We start from the raw sequence: 15444 nt of genomic DNA, 5'->3' as shown, positions 1-15444 counted from the left end.
GCGAGAGGCGAAGGGGTGGATCATGAAAGCGCTGGTCTATCAGGGCCCCGGCAGGAGATCGTGGCAGGAGGTCCCCGAGCCGGGCGTCCAGACGCCCACGGACGCGGTGGTCCGCGTCGACGCGGTGACGATCTGCGGCACCGACCTGCACATCCTCAAAGGGGACGTGCCGGCCGTCGAGCCGGGCCGGATCCTGGGCCACGAGGCGGTCGGCACGGTCACCGAGGTCGGCGCCGGGGCCGCGCTGAAGCCAGGCGACCGCGTCCTGGTCTCGTGCGTCTCAGCGTGCGGGCGGTGCCGCTACTGCCGTACGGGCTCCTACGGGCAGTGCCTGGGCGGCGGCGGCTGGATCCTCGGCCACCACATCGACGGGACGCAGGCCGAGTTCGTACGCGTTCCCTTCGCCGACACCTCGACCCATTTCGTGCCCGAGGGGATCGGCGACGAGGCCGTGCTCATGCTGGCCGACATCCTGCCCACCTCCTACGAGGTCGGTGTGCTGAACGGCAGGGTCGCCCCCGGCGACACCGTGGTCGTCGTGGGCGCGGGCCCGATCGGCCTGGCCGCGATCACCACCGCCCGCCTCTACAGCCCCAGCCGCGTCATCGCCGTCGACCTGGCCGAGGCCAGGCTGGAGGCGGCCACCCGCTTCGGGGCGGATGTGGTGATCGGCGCGGACGGTGATCCCGCCGGGAAGGTCGCCGAGCTGACCGGCGGCCTGGGCGCCGACGTCGCCATCGAGGCCGTCGGCGTGCCGGAGACCTTCGAGCTCTGCGCCCGCCTGGTCAGGCCGGGCGGCCACGTCGCCAACGTCGGCGTGCACGGCAGGCCCGTCACCCTGCACCTTGAGGAGTTGTGGGCACGCGACCTCACCTTCACCACCGGCCTGGTCGACACCTACTCCACGCCGACGCTGCTGAGCATGCTCGGGGCGGGCCTGCTGGACGGCGGCAGGTTCGTCACCCACCACTTCGCGCTGCACGACATGGAGAAGGCCTACGAGGTGTTCTCCCACCCCCAGGAGACCGGGGCGCTCAAGGTGGTGCTCACCCGCGGCTGACCCGGTCGGCGGACGTCGCCGGCGCCGGGAGACGGGGTTTCCCGCAGCCTCTCCTCGACGCCGCGGCGCTGTCCGGTTTCGCCGCGGGGTGACGAAAGGCCCTGCCGCCACGCGGGCCGAAAGGGACTTCCGGCCCTGGGATCGGCAGGTTTGGCAAAGGTCTTATGGGAATAAGGAGGATCGATGTCTAACCTGATCATTGTTGGAGCCGACGGCTCCGGTAACGCGACCGCCGCCGTCGAGTGGGCGGCTGACGACGCCGCCCGGACGGGCCTGCCACTGCGCATCGTCACCGCCGTGCAGCGCTGGCCGAACGACATCCCCAAGTTCCCCGCCCCCGAGTGGGAGGACGCGGTGACCGAGTCCTCCCGGAAGGTGCTGGCCGCCGCGGAGGAGACGGCCCGCTCCCGGCAACCCGGCATCGAGGTGACCACCAAGCTGATCGATGGATCGCCGGCGCTGGTCCTGCGCGAGCAGGGAAAGGACGCCACGGAGCTCGTCGTGGGGACCAGGGGACTCGGCGGGTTCGCCGGAGCCGTGATCGGCTCGGTCAGCGTCCACGTCGCCGGCCACGTGCACTGCCCGGTCGTCGTCGTCCGTCCGGGCCGGACCGGGACACACGGCGAGATCACGGTCGGCCTCGACGACTCCGAGGCCTGCGAGCCCGCCCTCGCCTACGCCTTCGAGCAGGCCAGGCTGCGCGGCAGCACCCTGCGCGCCCTCTACGCCTGGCAGGTGCCGGTGCACATCTACGCCCCGGAGATCGTCTATGACATGGACGAGTTCCGCGCCGCCCACGACAAGCTCGTGACGGACCGGCTCACCGGGTGGCGGGAGAGGTACCCCGAGGTGAAGGTGATCGAGGACGTGCGCCGCGCCCACGCGGTCGAGGCCCTCAGTGACGCCTCCGATACCTGCGACCTGCTCGTCGTCGGCTCCCACGGCCGCGGTGCCCTCGGCTCGCTGTTCCTGGGTTCGGTCAGCCGCGGTGTCCTGCACCACGCCCGCTGCTCCGTCGCCGTCGTCAGGTCCTAGCAGGGGGTCGGCGGGGTCCTGGCAGGGTTCGCGGGGTGAGAGGCCGAAGGTCCCATGAACACGATGACCTTCGCAGTCCGGGAGCGAGCCGTACGGCACTGCGTGGCGACCCTGAAAAACGATGTGATGAAGACACAACAGAGACCGCGAAAAACTACCGAAAGGGGCCGTCATGGCCACCAGGCACGGTCGGGACGTTCCCTCCAAGCAGTCCGCCACGAACGTCACCCCTTCGGCGGCGACGCGTCCGGTCGACTACGTCTGGGCGATCGCGCGCATCTCGATCGGATGGATCTTCCTGTGGGCGTTCCTCGACAAGACCTTCGGCTGGGGATTCGCCACCCCCGCCGACCGCGCCTGGATCGCCGGGGGCAGTCCAACGACCGGGTTCCTCAAGGGCACCGGTGAGAACGCCCTCGGCGGCCTCTTCTCCAGCCTGGCCGGGCAGGTCTGGGTCGACTGGCTGTTCATGCTCGGCCTGCTCGGGGTCGGCGTCGCCCTCATCCTGGGGGCCGGCATGCGGATCGCCGCCGTCGCCGGGAGCCTGATGCTGATCCTGATGTGGGCCGCCGAGCTGCCCCTGGCCACCAACCCGTTCATGGACGACCACATCGTCTACATCGTCGTGCTCGCCGGACTGGCGATGGCGGGCGCCGGTGACACCCTCGGCATCGGCAGGTGGTGGAGCAGCACCTCCCTGGTGCGGAACTACCCCTTCCTGCGCTGACCGGGCCCCAAGACGCCCACCCCATGATCGGGGTGGGCGTTTTGCCGTCTTGGTGCGAGACTCCCGAACATGGCAGACACCGACTCCCATCCCCTGCTTCCGAACATGCGGCTGGACGAACTGCTGTCGGAGCTACAGCTCCGGCTCGAAGCGGTACTCGCCACCCGCGACCGCGTACACGCCCTGCTCGAGGCGGTCGTGGCGGTCGGCAGCGACCTCGACCTGGAGACGGTGCTGCGCCGCATCGTCGAGACCGCGACCAGGCTGGTGGACGCCAGTTTCGGCGCGATGGGCGTGGTCGGCCAGGAGAACACGCTGGTGCAGTTCATCCCGGTCGGGCTCAGCGAGGAGGAGATCGCCAGGATCGAGCACTGGCCGCACGGCCTCGGCCTGCTCGGTTTGCTGATCAAGGAGCCGCGACCGCTGCGCCTGACGCGCATCTCCGACCATCCCGAGTCCTACGGCTTTCCTCCGGGCCATCCCCCCATGGGCTCCTTCCTCGGGGTGCCGGTCCGGGTGCGCGACGAGGTGTTCGGCAACCTCTACCTCACCGAGAAGCGCGGTGGCGGCGAGTTCGACGAGGAGGACCAGGCGATCGTCGTCGCGCTGGCCACCGCGGCCGGCGTGGCGATCGAGAACGCCCGCCTGTTCGAGGAGACCCGCCGCAGGGAGACGTGGCTGGCCGCGTCCTCGGAGATCACCACCAGTCTGCTGTCCGGCGCGGACCCCCAGGAGGTCCTCACCCTGATGGCCAGGCGCGCCCGTCAGATGACCGGCGCGGACGTCGTGGCGATCCTGCTGCCGGAGGCGGGCGGGCAGCTGCTGCGGGTGGCGATCGCCGACGGCGAGAACGCCGGGCAACTGGAGCAGGTGGAGATCCAGGTCGCCGGCTCCCTGGCGGGACGGTCCTTCGCCGACGGCGAGCCCCTCATGGTCAACGATCCGGACGAGGCCGGCGAACTGCGGAACGTGTTCTCCGATCATCTGCCGATGGGCCCGGTGGGGGCCGTCCCGCTGGGTGCGGCAGGTGTCGCGCGCGGTGTGCTGTCACTCGGCAAGCGCTCGGGCCGCACCCCGTTCGTCCAGTCGGAGCTGCGTACCCTGCACGCCTTCGCCGCCCAGGCGGCGGTGGCCCTGGAACTGGCCGAGAGCCGCAAGGACGCCGAACGGCTGGGCCTGCTCGAAGACCGCGACCGCATCGCCAAGGACCTGCACGACGTGGTCATCCAGCGGCTGTTCGCCGTCGCCATGACACTGATGAGCACGGTCCGGCTGGTCGAGAGACCGGAGGCCTCCGGCCGCCTGAAGGGCGCCATCGACGAGCTCGACGAGACCATCCGCCAGATCCGCTCCACCATCTTCGCCCTTCAGACACCCGGCGGGGACGGTGCCCCCAGCCTGCGCGCCGGCATCGTCGAGATGCTGGAAGGCGCCCGTGGTCACCTGGGCTTCATGCCCGGCCTGCGGATGGACGGGCAGCTCGACAACCGCGTGTCGCCCGAGGTCGCCGACCACCTGCTGGCGGTGCTGCGCGAGGCCCTGTCCAACGCGGTACGGCACGCCAGGGCCGGGAGGATCGACGTCTCCGTCGAGGCGCTGGACGACCGGCTCACCCTCGTCGTGCGGGACGACGGCGTCGGGCTGGCCGGCGACGGCAGGCGCAGCGGCCTGCGCAATCTGCAGGAGCGGGCGACCCGGCTCGGCGGTTTCTTCGAGATCGTCTCGCCGGAGACGGGGGGCACCAGCCTGACCTGGAGCGTGCCGCTCTAGTCGCGCGCCGCGGCGCCCTGGTCCACGGGTCTAGGGGAAATCCGGCGGCCGGTGAGGTGGCCCGTCTGCACCAGGATGTAGTGGTCCCGGCTTGCCGGTGCCCAGGTGGTCAGGGGCAGCCGGGCCAGGCGCTCGATCTCCCGCGACTCGTACACGGCTCGCGCGGGCCCCACCGCGGTGACCGACCAGCCGGTTCGCGCCGACGGATCGAAGTCGTCGGCCTCGAAGGCGACGATCGCGTCACGGGCCGCCGCGGCGAGCTTGGAACCGATGGTGGTGCGGATCACCACCGTCTCGTCGTCGAGGACGAAGTTGACCGGCTGCACGGCCGGAAGGGCACGGTCGGTGAACACGATCCGTCCGATCGAGACCGAGCCCAGGAGTTCGAGGCACTCCGGCCGGGAAAGCACTTCAAGGCCTGCCGAGTCGAGCTTCATGCCTCTCAGGCTGCCTGTCGGCGTACCGGGGACGTTAGGGGCTAAAGTCCCGTCATTGGCGGTGTTCGGCCTTCGGAGGGCCCGTGGTACGTGTTCAACGCCGTTACCGCCTCGGTGCCCCCGTCTCCGGGTTCCCGCTGACGCCCCGCTTTGTGGGCGGGCCGCTCCCCATGTGATGATCGTGGCCATGGCGGACATCGAGTACGTCGAGTACGCCGGGGTTCTTGACGGTGACGACCACATGACCATGGCGCGTGTCCTGGAGGTCTGGGCGGGTGGCCCGGTCCGCGTCGCGCTCCACTTCTTCGGCTGGGAAATCGACTACGACAGCGAGAGCATCTCGCTCTACGCCCAGCCCGGGGTCCACCTCCCCTCCGGAAACGACCGTGATCAGGAGCCCTACTATCTGCTGTCCGGTTCCCTCACCACAGCGACGGTCGCCGAGGCGGAGGGCCGTCTGAGGGCTCTGATCGCCGCCTTTGGCAAGGTGGGCATCGGCTGCCGCCAGCTCGAGTACCAGATCGTGGATGAGAACGGCCGGGTGCTCGAAGAGCGCGAGGGCGCCGTCTTGTCCTGAGCCTCCCCGGTGAGTCGCCGGGGAAGCGGTGTTCCGACAGCCGTCGGGAAGCGGGCCGGTGCTCGTGAAATGGGTCCGCCCGGCCGGTTGTTCTCCTATATGAGGCTGCGAGCCGGGATCTTCGGCCCTGCCCGCCGGGACATGCCGGCGGCTGACGGTGGGGCCGAGGGGCGAGATTCCCGCCGCCGGCCGCGAGGGGGCCGCGGTGGCCGATGAGCGGCCGGTCGCCCGGCGGAGCCGGGCGCCGTTTCCGGTCGCGGCGTGATCTCGAGGTCCCGCCGGCAAGCGGAGGTGTGCGGGGCGTCGGAAGGGGGGACGCGGTGTTCGCCGATCGTCAGGATGCGGGCCTGCGGCTGGCCGAGCGGTTACGCGGGTCTGTCGGTGCCGATGAGGAAGTGGTCGTTCTGGGGCTGCCCAGGGGCGGCGTGCCGGTGGCGTTCGAGGTGGCCCAGGCCCTTGACGCGCCATTGGACGTGATCGTGGTCCGCAAGCTCGGGGTGCCGTTCCAGCCGGAACTCGGGTTCGGCGCCGTGGGGGAGGGCGGGGTCCGCGTCATCAACCACGACATCGTGCTGCTCACGGAGCTCACCTATGCGGAGACGGCCGAGGTGGAGGAGTATGAGCGGGCCGAGGTCCTGCGCCGTGCGCGCCAACTGCGCGGCGACCGCGCTCCGGTGGACCTGACGGGCCGTACGGCGATCGTGGTGGACGACGGGGTCGCCACCGGGGGGACGGCGCGTGTCGCCTGCCAGGTCGCCCGGGCGCGGGGTGCCTCACGGGTGGTGCTGGCGGTGCCGGTGGGGTCACCGGAGACGATCGCGAGCCTGCGCGAGGTCGCCGACGAGGTGGTCTGCCTGCGGACACCGGAACGCCTGCTGGCGGTCGGCGTCTGGTACGTCAATTTTTCCCAGACCACCGATGAGCAGGTGGCCGAGCTGCTCCGAAGGGCCGCGCCAGCGGCAGGGGAACGCGGCGGGAACGCGGCCTCCGATCCGCCGGGCCGCGACGAGGAGGTCCTGGTGGACGCCGGGCAGGTCGAGTTGCCGGGCCAGCTCGTCGTCCCGCCCGGCGCCGGGGGAGTGGTGGTGTTCGTGCACGGCAGCGGCAGCAGCCGGCACAGCCCGCGTAACCGGTACGTGGCCGGCGTGCTCAACGGCGCCGGTCTGGGGACGCTCCTGTTCGACCTGCTCACCCTGGATGAGGGGGCCGACAGAGGCAACGTGTTCGACATCGGGCTGCTGGCAGAAAGGCTCGTCCGGGTGACCGGCTGGCTGGGCGATCAACCCTGGGCGGCGGGCCTCCCCGTCGGCTACTTCGGGGCGAGCACCGGAGCGGCGGCCGCGCTGTGGGCGGCGGCGGAGCCGGGCTCCGAGGTCACCGCCGTCGTCTCCAGGGGCGGGCGGCCCGATCTGGCCGGGCCGCGGCTGCCCGAGGTGCGGGCGGCGACCCTGCTGATCGTGGGAGGTGCCGACGGGGTGGTGCTCGACCTCAACCGGGCCGCGCAGGAACGGCTGCGCTGCGAGAGCCTGCTCCAGGTCGTCCCCGGCGCCACCCACCTGTTCGAAGAGCCGGGGGCACTCGAAAACGTCGCCGCCCTCGCCCGCGACTGGTTCACCGGTCACCTCGGACCGCCGGCGTGAGGTCTCTCACACCGCACCCATGTACCCCCCGGGGTATATTGGGAGCGGAGGTGGGGCGGGATGGAGATGGACGCGACGGTCCTGTCGGACGCGCTGACACGACTCAAGCGGGCCCAGGGGCAGTTGGGCGGAGTGATCGCGATGATCGAGAACGGGGACGACTGCGAGCGGGTGCTGACCCAGCTGGCGGCGGTCTCCAAGGCGCTGGACCGAGCCGGATTCAAGATCATATCGACGGGCATGCAGCAGTGCCAGATGGCGCGTGAGCGCGGCGAGCAGCCGCCGATCAGCCAGGAGCGGCTGGAGAAACTGTTCCTGGCCCTGTCGTGACACCGGCGTCGTGACACCGGCGTCGTGACACCGGCATCGTGACACCGGCGTCGTGACACCGGCGTCGTGACACCGGCGTCGTGACACCATCGCCCCGCCCGTCGCGCGGCGGGCGGGGCGATGGGAGGCGTGGCGCCTTTCTGTCCCAAAGATACCCCCCGGGGTATATTCGCACCGAAGTGGCCTGAACGCCTCCGTGACGGAGCCTCGGGCGGGGCGCCGCGGCGACGCCGGACACCCATCCGGCGAGAGTTCGCCGACCGGCGTGAAAACCGGGCCTGGCCGGTCCTCACCTGCCGGCTAAGACAACAACGACGAAGTGAGAGGCGACGATGACGACGATCGAGACAGTGGTGGTGGAGACCTCCTCGCTGGGGGACCGCAGCTACCTGGCCCACGACGGGCGGGTGGCGCTGGTGGTCGACCCGCAACGGGACATCGACCGGATCCTGGCCCTGGCCGGTCGGCTGGGCGTGCGCGTCACCCACGTGGCCGAGACCCACCTGCACAACGACTACGTCTCCGGCGGGCTGGCCCTGGCCAGACTGACGGGCGCGGCCTACCTGGTGGCGGCGGCCGACGAGGTCGCCTTCGACCGGGTGCCTGTGAGCGACGGCGACGAGATGGCGCTGTCACCGTCGATGCGCCTTTCCGCGGTGGCCACCCCCGGGCACACCTTCCACCACCTGTCCTACGTGCTCGGCGGTCCCGGCGGGCCGATGGGAGTGTTCACCGGCGGGTCGCTGCTGTTCGGCACCACCGGCCGCACCGACCTGCTCGGCGCCCGGCACGCCCACGCCCTGGCCCGGCACCAGCACGCCTCGGTGCGACGGCTGGCCGACCTGCTGCCCGACGGTACGCAGGTCTGGCCCACCCACGGATTCGGCAGCTTCTGCTCGGCCACCCAGACCGACGCCGCATCCTCGACGATGGGACACGAGCGCGGCGCCAACCCGGCGCTGCGGCTGGAGGCCGACGACTTCGTCACCCAGACCCTCGCCGGGCTGGACGCCTACCCCGCCTACTACGCCCACATGGGCGCCAGGAACACCGCCGGCGCGGACCTGGTCGATCTGACCCCGGCGAGGCGGGCCGACGCCGCCGGGCTGCGCGCGCGTATCGACGCCGGTGAGTGGGTGGTGGACCTGCGCTCGCGCAAGGCGTTCACCCGGCGGCACCTGGCCGGAACGCTGAGCTTCGGCCTGGACGGCCCGATGTCGACCTGGCTGGGCTGGATGGCCCCCTGGGGGGCGCCCATCACGCTGCTGGGCGAATCAGCGGAGCAGGTGGCCGCCGCCCAGCGCGAGCTGGCGCGCATCGGCATCGACCGTCCGGCCGCCGCCGCGACCGGTACCCCCGAGCAGTGGGCCGACGGCGACGGCGCCAGGCTGGGTGAGCTGACCGTCGCCACGTTCGCCGAACTGGCCGCCGTGCGCGACGGCCGTGACGTGCGCGATCTGCCCGCCCCCGACGTCGTGCTGGATGTGCGGCTGCGCAACGAATGGCGCGCCGGGCACATCGACGGCGCGACGCACCTCCCGCTGCCCGAACTACCGCACCGCCTGGCCGAGATCCCGGACGGGACGGTGTGGGTGCACTGCGGCTCCGGCTACCGGGCCGCCGCCGCGAGCAGCCTGCTGACCCGCGCCGGCCGCCGGGTCGTACACATCGATGACGACTACGCCCAAGCGGCCGAAAGCGGCCTGACCATCGAGGAGACCTCATGACCATTCACCCCGACAGGCCCGCCACGCTGGATGTGGCCGCCCTGCGCAACCTGATGGACTCCGGACCCGCGCCCCGGCTGATCGACGTGCGCACCCCCGGTGAGTTCGAGACCGCCCACATCCCCGGCTCGGTCAACGTGCCACTGGATCTGCTGCGCGAGCACCGTGCACGGCTGCGCGCCCACCTGGAGGGCCCCCGGTGGGAGCAGGTGGTGCTCGTCTGCCGCTCCGGGCAACGCGCCGCGCAGGCCGCGGCGGCCCTGTCCGGAGCTGGACAGGCGGCCCCGCGCCTCCTGGAAGGGGGCATCCTCGCCTGGCAGGGGACCGGCGCGCCGCTCCGTACCGGCCGGGCCCGCTGGGAGCTGGAACGCCAGGTGCGTCTGGTGGCCGGATCCCTGGTGCTGACCTCGATCCTGGCCAGCACGCTGTTCCCCCCGGCCAAATGGCTCGCCGCCGCGATCGGCGGCGGGCTGACCTTCGCCGCGCTCTCCAACACCTGCGCGATGGGCATGCTGCTGGCCAAACTCCCCTACAACCGAGGTCCCCGCCGGCCCAGCCTGGAGGCGGTGCTGGGCCGGTTGGCGCAACGGGAGGCGACCTCTTGACGGCGGCGCTCGGCCTGGGCGCGATGATCGGCGTCCTGCTCGGGTTGCTGGGGGGCGGCGGGTCGATCCTGGCGCTGCCCGCCCTGGTGTACGGGGCGGGCCTGCCGCCGGCCTCGGCGGTGCCGGCCTCGCTGCTGGTGGTGGGCGTCTCCTCGGCCACCGCCGTGCTGCCTCGCATCCGGGCCGGACAGGTGCGCTGGCGCATCGCCGCGGTGTTCGGCGGCGCCGGGGCCCTGGCCGCGTTCGGAGGCGCCGCGATCAACCGGATGCTGCCCCCGCAGGCGATCCTGATCGGGTTCGCCGCGCTCATGGCGGTGGCCGGCCGGCGGATGCTGGCCGGCGACGCCCCGGCCGGCGGGGCCTGCGCACTGCCCGGCGGCGGGGTGAACTGGCGCAGCTGCCTGCCCAGGTCCGTCGCCGCCGGCGCGGCCGTGGGCGCGCTGACCGGCCTGTTCGGCGTCGGCGGCGGGTTCCTCATCATCCCGGCCCTGGTGCTGGCGCTGGGGTTGCCGATGACGGCCGCGGTCGGCACCTCGCTGCTCATCGTGGTGGTCAACTCGGCGGCCGGGTTCGTCGCCCACGCCGATGGCGCCGGCCTGGACTACACGGTCATCGGGGCCTTCACGACGGCCGCGGTGGCCGGATCGCTGGCCGCCGCCCGCCTGGGCCGCCACCTGGACGCCGAGCGCCTGCGCCGCTGGTTCGCCTACCTCGTCCTCGTCGTGGCCGCCCTCGTCCTGGCCCGGGGAGTGCTCGACCTCGTGGCGCCGGTCGGCTGGGCGTGACTCCTCTCGGCCGTCGCGTCGCCGGGGAATTCCCCGGTTCTCCGGCGCTACCGCGCCCGCTCCGGGCCGACAAGGCCGGCCACGGTCTCGGCGAGCTTCCCGATGGCCTGTCTCACCGCCGGGGTGACCGGGGCCCCGAGCCCGAAATCGGCGCCCTCGACGGTGTAGAGCGCGAGCTCGCGGGGCAGGCGGCGGAGAGTCCGGCCGAGCGCGACGGCGTCGGCGACGCCCAGGGCATGGGAACTGCCGTGCCCGAGGGCGGGAGGCGTCCGGTGGGCATCCCGAGAGGAGGCGGCCGGGCCGAGGACGGTGCTCCGGCGCACCGTACCCGGGGGCGCGCCGGAGAGCACCGTGTCGATCACGATCGCCAGGCCCGCACCCGTCCACGCCTCGATCAGCTCGGCCGGATCACCTCCGTTCTCGACCACGGGAATCTCGGGCGGAAGCACGCCGCGCAACAGCCGGGCCACCTCCAGCCCGGCGGCGTCGTCGCCCCGCAACTCGTTGCCGATTCCGATGACGATCTGCTCGTGCATGAATCCCCCTGTCGGAAACCGGCCTCAGCGGTCCAGCCGCAGGTCCAGGAAATGGGCCGAGCAGGAGATGCACGGGTCGTGGTTGCGTACCGTCCGCTCGCACAGCGCCGCCAGCTCCACCTGCGGCAGGTCGAGGCGGGGCTCGACGAGGTGGCGCAGGTCCATCTCGATGCGGGCCTGGTTCTGCGAGGTCGGTGGCACGATGTCGGCCTCGGCGATCAGCCCCGCGTCGTCGATCCGGTAGCGGTGGTAGAGCGTGCCGCGCGGGGCCTCGGAGACGCCGTGGCCGACTCCGGGACGGGGGTCGACCGGAACCGAGGGCGCGTCCGGCTCGGTGTAGTTCTCGATGATCCGCAACGCCTCGTCGCAGGCGTGCAGGATCTCCACGGCCCGGACCACGATGCTGCGGAACGGGTTGCGGCAGACGGGGCCGAGTCCGGCGTCCGAGGCCGCCGACCGGGCCAGCGGTGACAGCAGGTGCGCGTTCAGGGCGTAGCGCGCCAGAGCCCCCACCAGATAGCCGGTGGATCCGTCGAGCCGGGCGTGCAGGGCGGTGGAGCACGGCACCTGCTCCTCCACGACGTGGGCGGGCCAGTCGGACGCGGCGAAGGCGGTGCCGTCGCTGACCGAGATCGAGCCGGACAGGATGGCGTACTCGGCGGGATGGCTCAGCGCGAGAAACCGGTAGTCGTGCTCCACGTCGGGGAAGTCGAACCCGGCCACCCACTCCACCGTCGCCAGCGCCTGGTCGCGGGCGTGGCGCAGCCGTTCGGCGACCGGTGCGAGCTCGGTGCGGGCGGGCACCCGGTAGAAGCCGCCCACCCGCACGTTGACCGGGTGGATCGCCCGCCCGCCGAGGGCCGCCACCAGCTCGTTGCCCGCCTTCTTCAGCGCCAGTCCCCGTTCCAGGACGGGACGGTGGTCGGCCGCCATGGCCACGCCGCTGTCGTAGCCCAGGAAGTCGGGGGCGTGCAGCAGGTGGATGTGCAGGGCGTGCGACTCGATCCACTCGCCGTAGTACAGCAGCAGCCGCAGGTCCCGGAGCGGCCCGGTCACCTCCGCCCCGCAGGCGGACTCGATCGCCTGGCAGGCGCTCATCTGGTAGGCCACCGGGCAGATCCCGCAGATACGGGCGGTGATGTCGGGCGGCTCGGTGTGGGCCCTGCCACGCAGCAGCGCCTCGAAGAAGCGCGGCGGCTCGTAGATGTTCAGTTCCACGTCGGTGACGCGGCCGTCGCGGGCGCGCACCAGCAGGGATCCCTCGCCCTCCACGCGGGTCAGGGCACCGATCCTGATCGACCTATGCGTCATCTCCGGCCTCCTCGGACGCCTGGCGGAAGGGTTCCTCGGTGGCGTTGAACGTCCGGTAGACGCGCACCAGTTCGGGGGTGCTCATGCCGAGCTCGCGTAGTTGCGCGTTGAGCGCCCGGGTGTTGGGGCTCTCCATCGGGCCGAAGCAGCCGTAGCAGCCCCGGTTGAACGCCGGGCAGAGCGCTCCGCAGCCGGCCTGGGTGACCGGGCCCAGGCAGGGGGTGCCGTGGGCCACCATGACGCAGACGTTGCCCCGGGCCTTGCATTCCACGCAGACGCTGTGGGCCGGTACACAGGGGCGCCGTCCGGCCAGGAAGGCCGAGACGACCTCCAGCAGCTGCCGGCCGTCGATGGGGCACCCGCGCAGCTCGAAGTCCACCGGTACGTGGGCGGAGATCGGAGTGGAACGCTCCAGTGTGGCGATGTAGTCGGGACGGGCGTAGACGATCGAGGCGAACTCGCGTACGTCGGCGAAGTCGCGTAGCGCCTGGATGCCGCCCGCGGTCGCGCAGGCGCCGATCGTCACCAGGCGCTTCGACACGCGGCGCACGTGCCGGATCCGCCGCAGGTCGGCCGGAGTGGTGATCGACCCCTCGACCAGTGACAGGTCGTAGGGGCCGCGCCCGGTCGCGCTGGAGGCCTCCAGGAAGTAGGCGATGTCCACCTCGGCGGCGATCGACAGCAGCTCGTCCTCGCAGTCCAGCACGGTGAGCTGGCAACCGTCGCAGGAGGCGAACTTCCACACCGCCAGCCGTGGACGCCGGCGCGTGGCCGCGGGGCCGGCCATCACAGTTCCTCCACGGCCAGCAGCCCGGCCGCCCGCTCGTAGCTCAGCACCGGGCCGTCGAGGCAGGTCAGCAGCGGGCCGAGCTGGCAGTGGCCGCAGCGGCCGACGCCGCACTTCATGTTGCGCTCCACCGACAGGGCCACCCGCCGCGCCGGGACGCCCCGCCGTACCAGCCTGGCCGCGGTCGCCCGCATCATGGCCTCCGGGCCGCAGACGAAGGCGAAGGTGCGGCGGGGATCGAAGACGATCTGGTCGATCAGCCGGGTGACCAGCCCCACCGGCCCCTTCCAGGCGCGGTCGGGGTGATCCACGGTCACCTGGACGTCGATGCCGCAGGCCTCGCGCCAGCGGGCCAGCTCGGCGGGGTAGATCAGGGTCGCCGGCGTGTGGGTGCCGACGATCACGCTGATCCGGCCGTACCGGGAGCCGTGGGCGACCAGCTCGCGGACGACCGGCCGCAGCGCGGCCAGCCCGAGGCCGCCCGCGGCGACGACCACGTCCAGTCCCGCCGCGGCCGGCACGTCCCAGGCCGTGCCGTACGGCCCGCGAACGCCCACGACATCGCCGGGTCTGGTCCGGCACAGTGCCCCGCTGACCGCGCCCACCGCGCGGATCGTCTGCAGGTACCCGCCCGCGCGGGCCCGGCCGCTGATCGAGACCGGGATCTCCCCGACACCGGGGGCGTAGATCATCGTGAACTGGCCCGGCAGGAACGGCGGGCAGGGGCCCTCCAGCGGCCCGAGGGTCAAGGTCACCGTGTCGGCCCGGTCCGGGCGGCGCGAGCGCACCCGGTAGGGCGCCGGCGTCATAGGATGCATCCGAGCTCCTCGGTGACGTCGATGCCGGTCGGGCACCAGGTGATGCACCTGCCGCAGCCCACGCAGCCGGACATGCCGAACTGGTCGAACCAGGTGGAGAACTTGTGCGTCAGCCACTGCCGGTAGCGGGCGGATCCCGAACCGCGTACGGGAGAGCCGGCGACCTCGGAGAAGTCCAGCGTGAAGCAGGAGTCCCACACCTCCGTCCGCTCCGCCTCCCCGCCGCTGAAGTCGGTGGCGTCCTCAACCGTGGTGCAGAAGCAGGTGGGGCAGACCATCGTGCAGTTGGTGCAGGCCAGGCAGCGGGAGGCGACCTCGGTCCAGCGCGGCGAGTCGTGCGCCGCGGCCAGGCGCTCCTGGATGTTGTCGGTGTCCACCTGGCGGCCCATCCGGGTGGCGGCGACGCGGGAGACCTCCTCGGCGGCCGTGACGTCGTCGTCGCCGGCGGGCCGGTGCGGGAGCGGCGCGACGACCTCCGCGCCCCGCTCGCTTCCCGTCTCGACCAGGAACCGGTGCGGGGCGCTCAGTTCGGTGAGCGCCAGATCGAACCCGGCGGTGGCCTTCGGTCCTGTGCCCATGGAGACGCAGAAGCAGGTGCCCCCGGGCACCGCGCAGTTCACCGCGATGAGGAACAGCGCCTCGCGCCGCTCGCGGTAGGCCGGATCGGGATGCCTGCCGCCGAGGAACACCCGATCCTGTACGGCGATCGCGGCCAGGTCGCAGGCGCGCACCCCCAGCAGCGCGATGCGGGGCGCTTGGCTCCGGGTCTCCTCCACCTCCGCCTCGCGCATCCGGAACAGCGCTTGGCGGGGCGGCTGGGTGTAACGCTTGGCGGAGTCGGGACTGGCGGCGAAACCGAACACCAGTTCGTCATCACGCTCGGTCAGCCGGTAGTGCCCAGGCTGTTGATCGTCGCCCCGCCCCGCAGGCAGTTGCGCGGAATGGGAGAGTTCGGCGAACCGGATGGCGCCGTCCCGGACCGTCGGCCCGACGACGGTGAAACCTTCGGATCGCAGTCCAGCGACGAGTGGTTCCAGCGATTCCATCACAACGGCGTTCACGGGCCGTCCCCCTTCTGCCCCTGATTCCTTGGCAACACGCTGACGGTACGGAAATCCATACCTTGGGGGGATCGTCATACGATGAGGACGCCGGTCCGGAAAGATCTTTCGATCTTGCCGGCCGGGCCGGGGAGACTGCACGGTCTGCTATGACCGACAATACCCATTCCGCGGGCAACGGCCCGCGACAGGGGGCGGAAGTCCCTGGTGAAAGGGGCATTGGTCCGCTACGGCGAAC

Annotated in this window: 16 protein-coding genes; 10 read left to right on the top strand and 6 right to left on the bottom strand. The window is 72.0% G+C overall.

Going from position 1 to position 15444, the window contains the following annotated elements:
* The first annotated feature begins 22 nt into the window (after positions 1–22).
* The 4 genes from ACFQVD_RS10475 to ACFQVD_RS10460 all read left to right on the top strand — a co-directional run bounded on the left by ACFQVD_RS10475 (position 23) and on the right by ACFQVD_RS10460 (position 4592).
* Positions 23–1060 carry a zinc-dependent alcohol dehydrogenase family protein gene (locus ACFQVD_RS10475; protein WP_343966204.1) on the top strand — a complete coding sequence of 346 codons (1038 nt, stop codon included), beginning with the start codon at positions 23–25 and terminating at the stop codon, positions 1058–1060.
* Between the two features lie 183 nt (positions 1061–1243).
* The gene (locus ACFQVD_RS10470; protein WP_343966206.1) at positions 1244–2095 is read left to right on the top strand and encodes a universal stress protein; all 852 of its coding nucleotides are present in this window, start codon (positions 1244–1246) and stop codon (positions 2093–2095) included.
* Positions 2096–2267: 172 nt separating this feature from the next.
* Positions 2268–2822: a hypothetical protein gene (locus ACFQVD_RS10465; RefSeq protein WP_343966208.1), complete on the top strand. Its 555-nt coding sequence runs from the start codon at positions 2268–2270 to the stop codon at positions 2820–2822.
* 69 nt (positions 2823–2891) lie between these two features.
* Entirely contained in the window at positions 2892–4592 is a 1701-nt protein-coding gene (locus ACFQVD_RS10460) for a sensor histidine kinase (RefSeq protein ID WP_343966210.1), read from the top strand.
* Here ACFQVD_RS10460 and ACFQVD_RS10455 read toward each other — a convergent pair.
* The gene (locus ACFQVD_RS10455) at positions 4589–5029 is read right to left on the bottom strand and encodes a pyridoxamine 5'-phosphate oxidase family protein (RefSeq protein WP_343966213.1); all 441 of its coding nucleotides are present in this window, start codon (positions 5027–5029) and stop codon (positions 4589–4591) included. The genes ACFQVD_RS10460 and ACFQVD_RS10455 overlap by 4 nt on opposite strands.
* A 187-nt stretch (positions 5030–5216) precedes the next feature.
* Between ACFQVD_RS10455 and ACFQVD_RS10450 the strand changes: the two genes are divergently transcribed.
* The 6 genes from ACFQVD_RS10450 (at position 5217) to ACFQVD_RS10425 (ending at position 10693) form a co-directional block, all read left to right on the top strand.
* Complete coding sequence (locus tag ACFQVD_RS10450) at positions 5217–5606, top strand: hypothetical protein (RefSeq protein ID WP_343966216.1); 390 nt, start codon at positions 5217–5219, stop codon at positions 5604–5606.
* Between the two features lie 320 nt (positions 5607–5926).
* Positions 5927–7246 (top strand): phosphoribosyltransferase, encoded by a 1320-nt coding sequence (locus ACFQVD_RS10445; RefSeq protein ID WP_343966218.1) that lies wholly within the window; start codon positions 5927–5929, stop codon positions 7244–7246.
* 60 nt (positions 7247–7306) lie between these two features.
* Entirely contained in the window at positions 7307–7576 is a 270-nt protein-coding gene (locus ACFQVD_RS10440) for a metal-sensitive transcriptional regulator (protein ID WP_030914234.1), read from the top strand.
* A gap of 332 nt (positions 7577–7908) precedes the next feature.
* Entirely contained in the window at positions 7909–9303 is a 1395-nt protein-coding gene (locus tag ACFQVD_RS10435) for an MBL fold metallo-hydrolase (RefSeq protein WP_364155888.1), read from the top strand.
* Entirely contained in the window at positions 9300–9908 is a 609-nt protein-coding gene (locus ACFQVD_RS10430) for a rhodanese-like domain-containing protein (RefSeq protein WP_343970208.1), read from the top strand. Before ACFQVD_RS10435 ends, ACFQVD_RS10430 begins: the two co-directional genes overlap by 4 nt.
* The gene (locus tag ACFQVD_RS10425) at positions 9905–10693 is read left to right on the top strand and encodes a sulfite exporter TauE/SafE family protein (RefSeq protein ID WP_364155890.1); all 789 of its coding nucleotides are present in this window, start codon (positions 9905–9907) and stop codon (positions 10691–10693) included. Before ACFQVD_RS10430 ends, ACFQVD_RS10425 begins: the two co-directional genes overlap by 4 nt.
* Before the next feature lie 47 nt (positions 10694–10740).
* Here the strand turns inward: ACFQVD_RS10425 and ACFQVD_RS10420 are convergent, their stop codons facing one another.
* The 5 genes from ACFQVD_RS10420 to ACFQVD_RS10400 are packed head-to-tail and all read right to left on the bottom strand — an operon-like array spanning position 10741 to position 15206.
* Positions 10741–11229: a hydrogenase maturation protease gene (locus ACFQVD_RS10420; RefSeq protein ID WP_343980855.1), complete on the bottom strand. Its 489-nt coding sequence runs from the start codon at positions 11227–11229 to the stop codon at positions 10741–10743.
* 24 nt (positions 11230–11253) lie between these two features.
* The gene (locus ACFQVD_RS10415; RefSeq protein WP_343980851.1) at positions 11254–12540 is read right to left on the bottom strand and encodes a Ni/Fe hydrogenase subunit alpha; all 1287 of its coding nucleotides are present in this window, start codon (positions 12538–12540) and stop codon (positions 11254–11256) included.
* A complete protein-coding gene (locus tag ACFQVD_RS10410; RefSeq protein WP_343980849.1) occupies positions 12530–13327 on the bottom strand; it encodes an NADH-quinone oxidoreductase subunit B family protein in 798 nt (265 codons plus the stop codon). The genes ACFQVD_RS10415 and ACFQVD_RS10410 overlap by 11 nt, the downstream gene beginning before the upstream one ends.
* A complete protein-coding gene (locus ACFQVD_RS10405) occupies positions 13327–14145 on the bottom strand; it encodes an FAD/NAD(P)-binding protein (RefSeq protein WP_343980846.1) in 819 nt (272 codons plus the stop codon). The genes ACFQVD_RS10410 and ACFQVD_RS10405 overlap by 1 nt, the downstream gene beginning before the upstream one ends.
* Positions 14133–15206, bottom strand: a complete 1074-nt coding sequence (locus ACFQVD_RS10400; RefSeq protein WP_343980843.1) for a 4Fe-4S dicluster domain-containing protein — start codon at positions 15204–15206, stop codon at positions 14133–14135. Before ACFQVD_RS10400 ends, ACFQVD_RS10405 begins: the two co-directional genes overlap by 13 nt.
* Positions 15207–15444: the final 238 nt, after the last annotated feature.

Origin of the sequence: Streptosporangium amethystogenes subsp. fukuiense, assembly GCF_042665875.1 — a bacterium.
Taxonomy (GTDB): domain Bacteria; phylum Actinomycetota; class Actinomycetes; order Streptosporangiales; family Streptosporangiaceae; genus Streptosporangium; species Streptosporangium fukuiense.
The sequence above is the reverse complement of the archived record's forward strand: the minus strand, read 5'-3'. Positions and strand labels throughout refer to the sequence as shown.

Excerpts from the sequence above, each read along its gene's own strand:
- ACFQVD_RS10405 (WP_343980846.1), bottom strand. The coding sequence starts at position 14,145 with ATGCATCCTATGACGCCGGCGCCCTACCGGGTGCGCTCGCGCCGCCCG.
- ACFQVD_RS10420 (WP_343980855.1), bottom strand. The coding sequence starts at position 11,229 with ATGCACGAGCAGATCGTCATCGGAATCGGCAACGAGTTGCGGGGCGAC.
- ACFQVD_RS10415 (WP_343980851.1), bottom strand. The coding sequence starts at position 12,540 with ATGACGCATAGGTCGATCAGGATCGGTGCCCTGACCCGCGTGGAGGGC.
- ACFQVD_RS10450 (WP_343966216.1), top strand. The coding sequence starts at position 5,217 with ATGGCGGACATCGAGTACGTCGAGTACGCCGGGGTTCTTGACGGTGAC.
- ACFQVD_RS10455 (WP_343966213.1), bottom strand. The coding sequence starts at position 5,029 with ATGAAGCTCGACTCGGCAGGCCTTGAAGTGCTTTCCCGGCCGGAGTGC.
- ACFQVD_RS10460 (WP_343966210.1), top strand. The coding sequence starts at position 2,892 with ATGGCAGACACCGACTCCCATCCCCTGCTTCCGAACATGCGGCTGGAC.
- ACFQVD_RS10430 (WP_343970208.1), top strand. The coding sequence starts at position 9,300 with ATGACCATTCACCCCGACAGGCCCGCCACGCTGGATGTGGCCGCCCTG.
- ACFQVD_RS10470 (WP_343966206.1), top strand. The coding sequence starts at position 1,244 with ATGTCTAACCTGATCATTGTTGGAGCCGACGGCTCCGGTAACGCGACC.
- ACFQVD_RS10410 (WP_343980849.1), bottom strand. The coding sequence starts at position 13,327 with ATGGCCGGCCCCGCGGCCACGCGCCGGCGTCCACGGCTGGCGGTGTGG.
- ACFQVD_RS10440 (WP_030914234.1), top strand. The coding sequence starts at position 7,307 with ATGGAGATGGACGCGACGGTCCTGTCGGACGCGCTGACACGACTCAAG.
- ACFQVD_RS10435 (WP_364155888.1), top strand. The coding sequence starts at position 7,909 with ATGACGACGATCGAGACAGTGGTGGTGGAGACCTCCTCGCTGGGGGAC.
- ACFQVD_RS10475 (WP_343966204.1), top strand. The coding sequence starts at position 23 with ATGAAAGCGCTGGTCTATCAGGGCCCCGGCAGGAGATCGTGGCAGGAG.
- ACFQVD_RS10465 (WP_343966208.1), top strand. The coding sequence starts at position 2,268 with ATGGCCACCAGGCACGGTCGGGACGTTCCCTCCAAGCAGTCCGCCACG.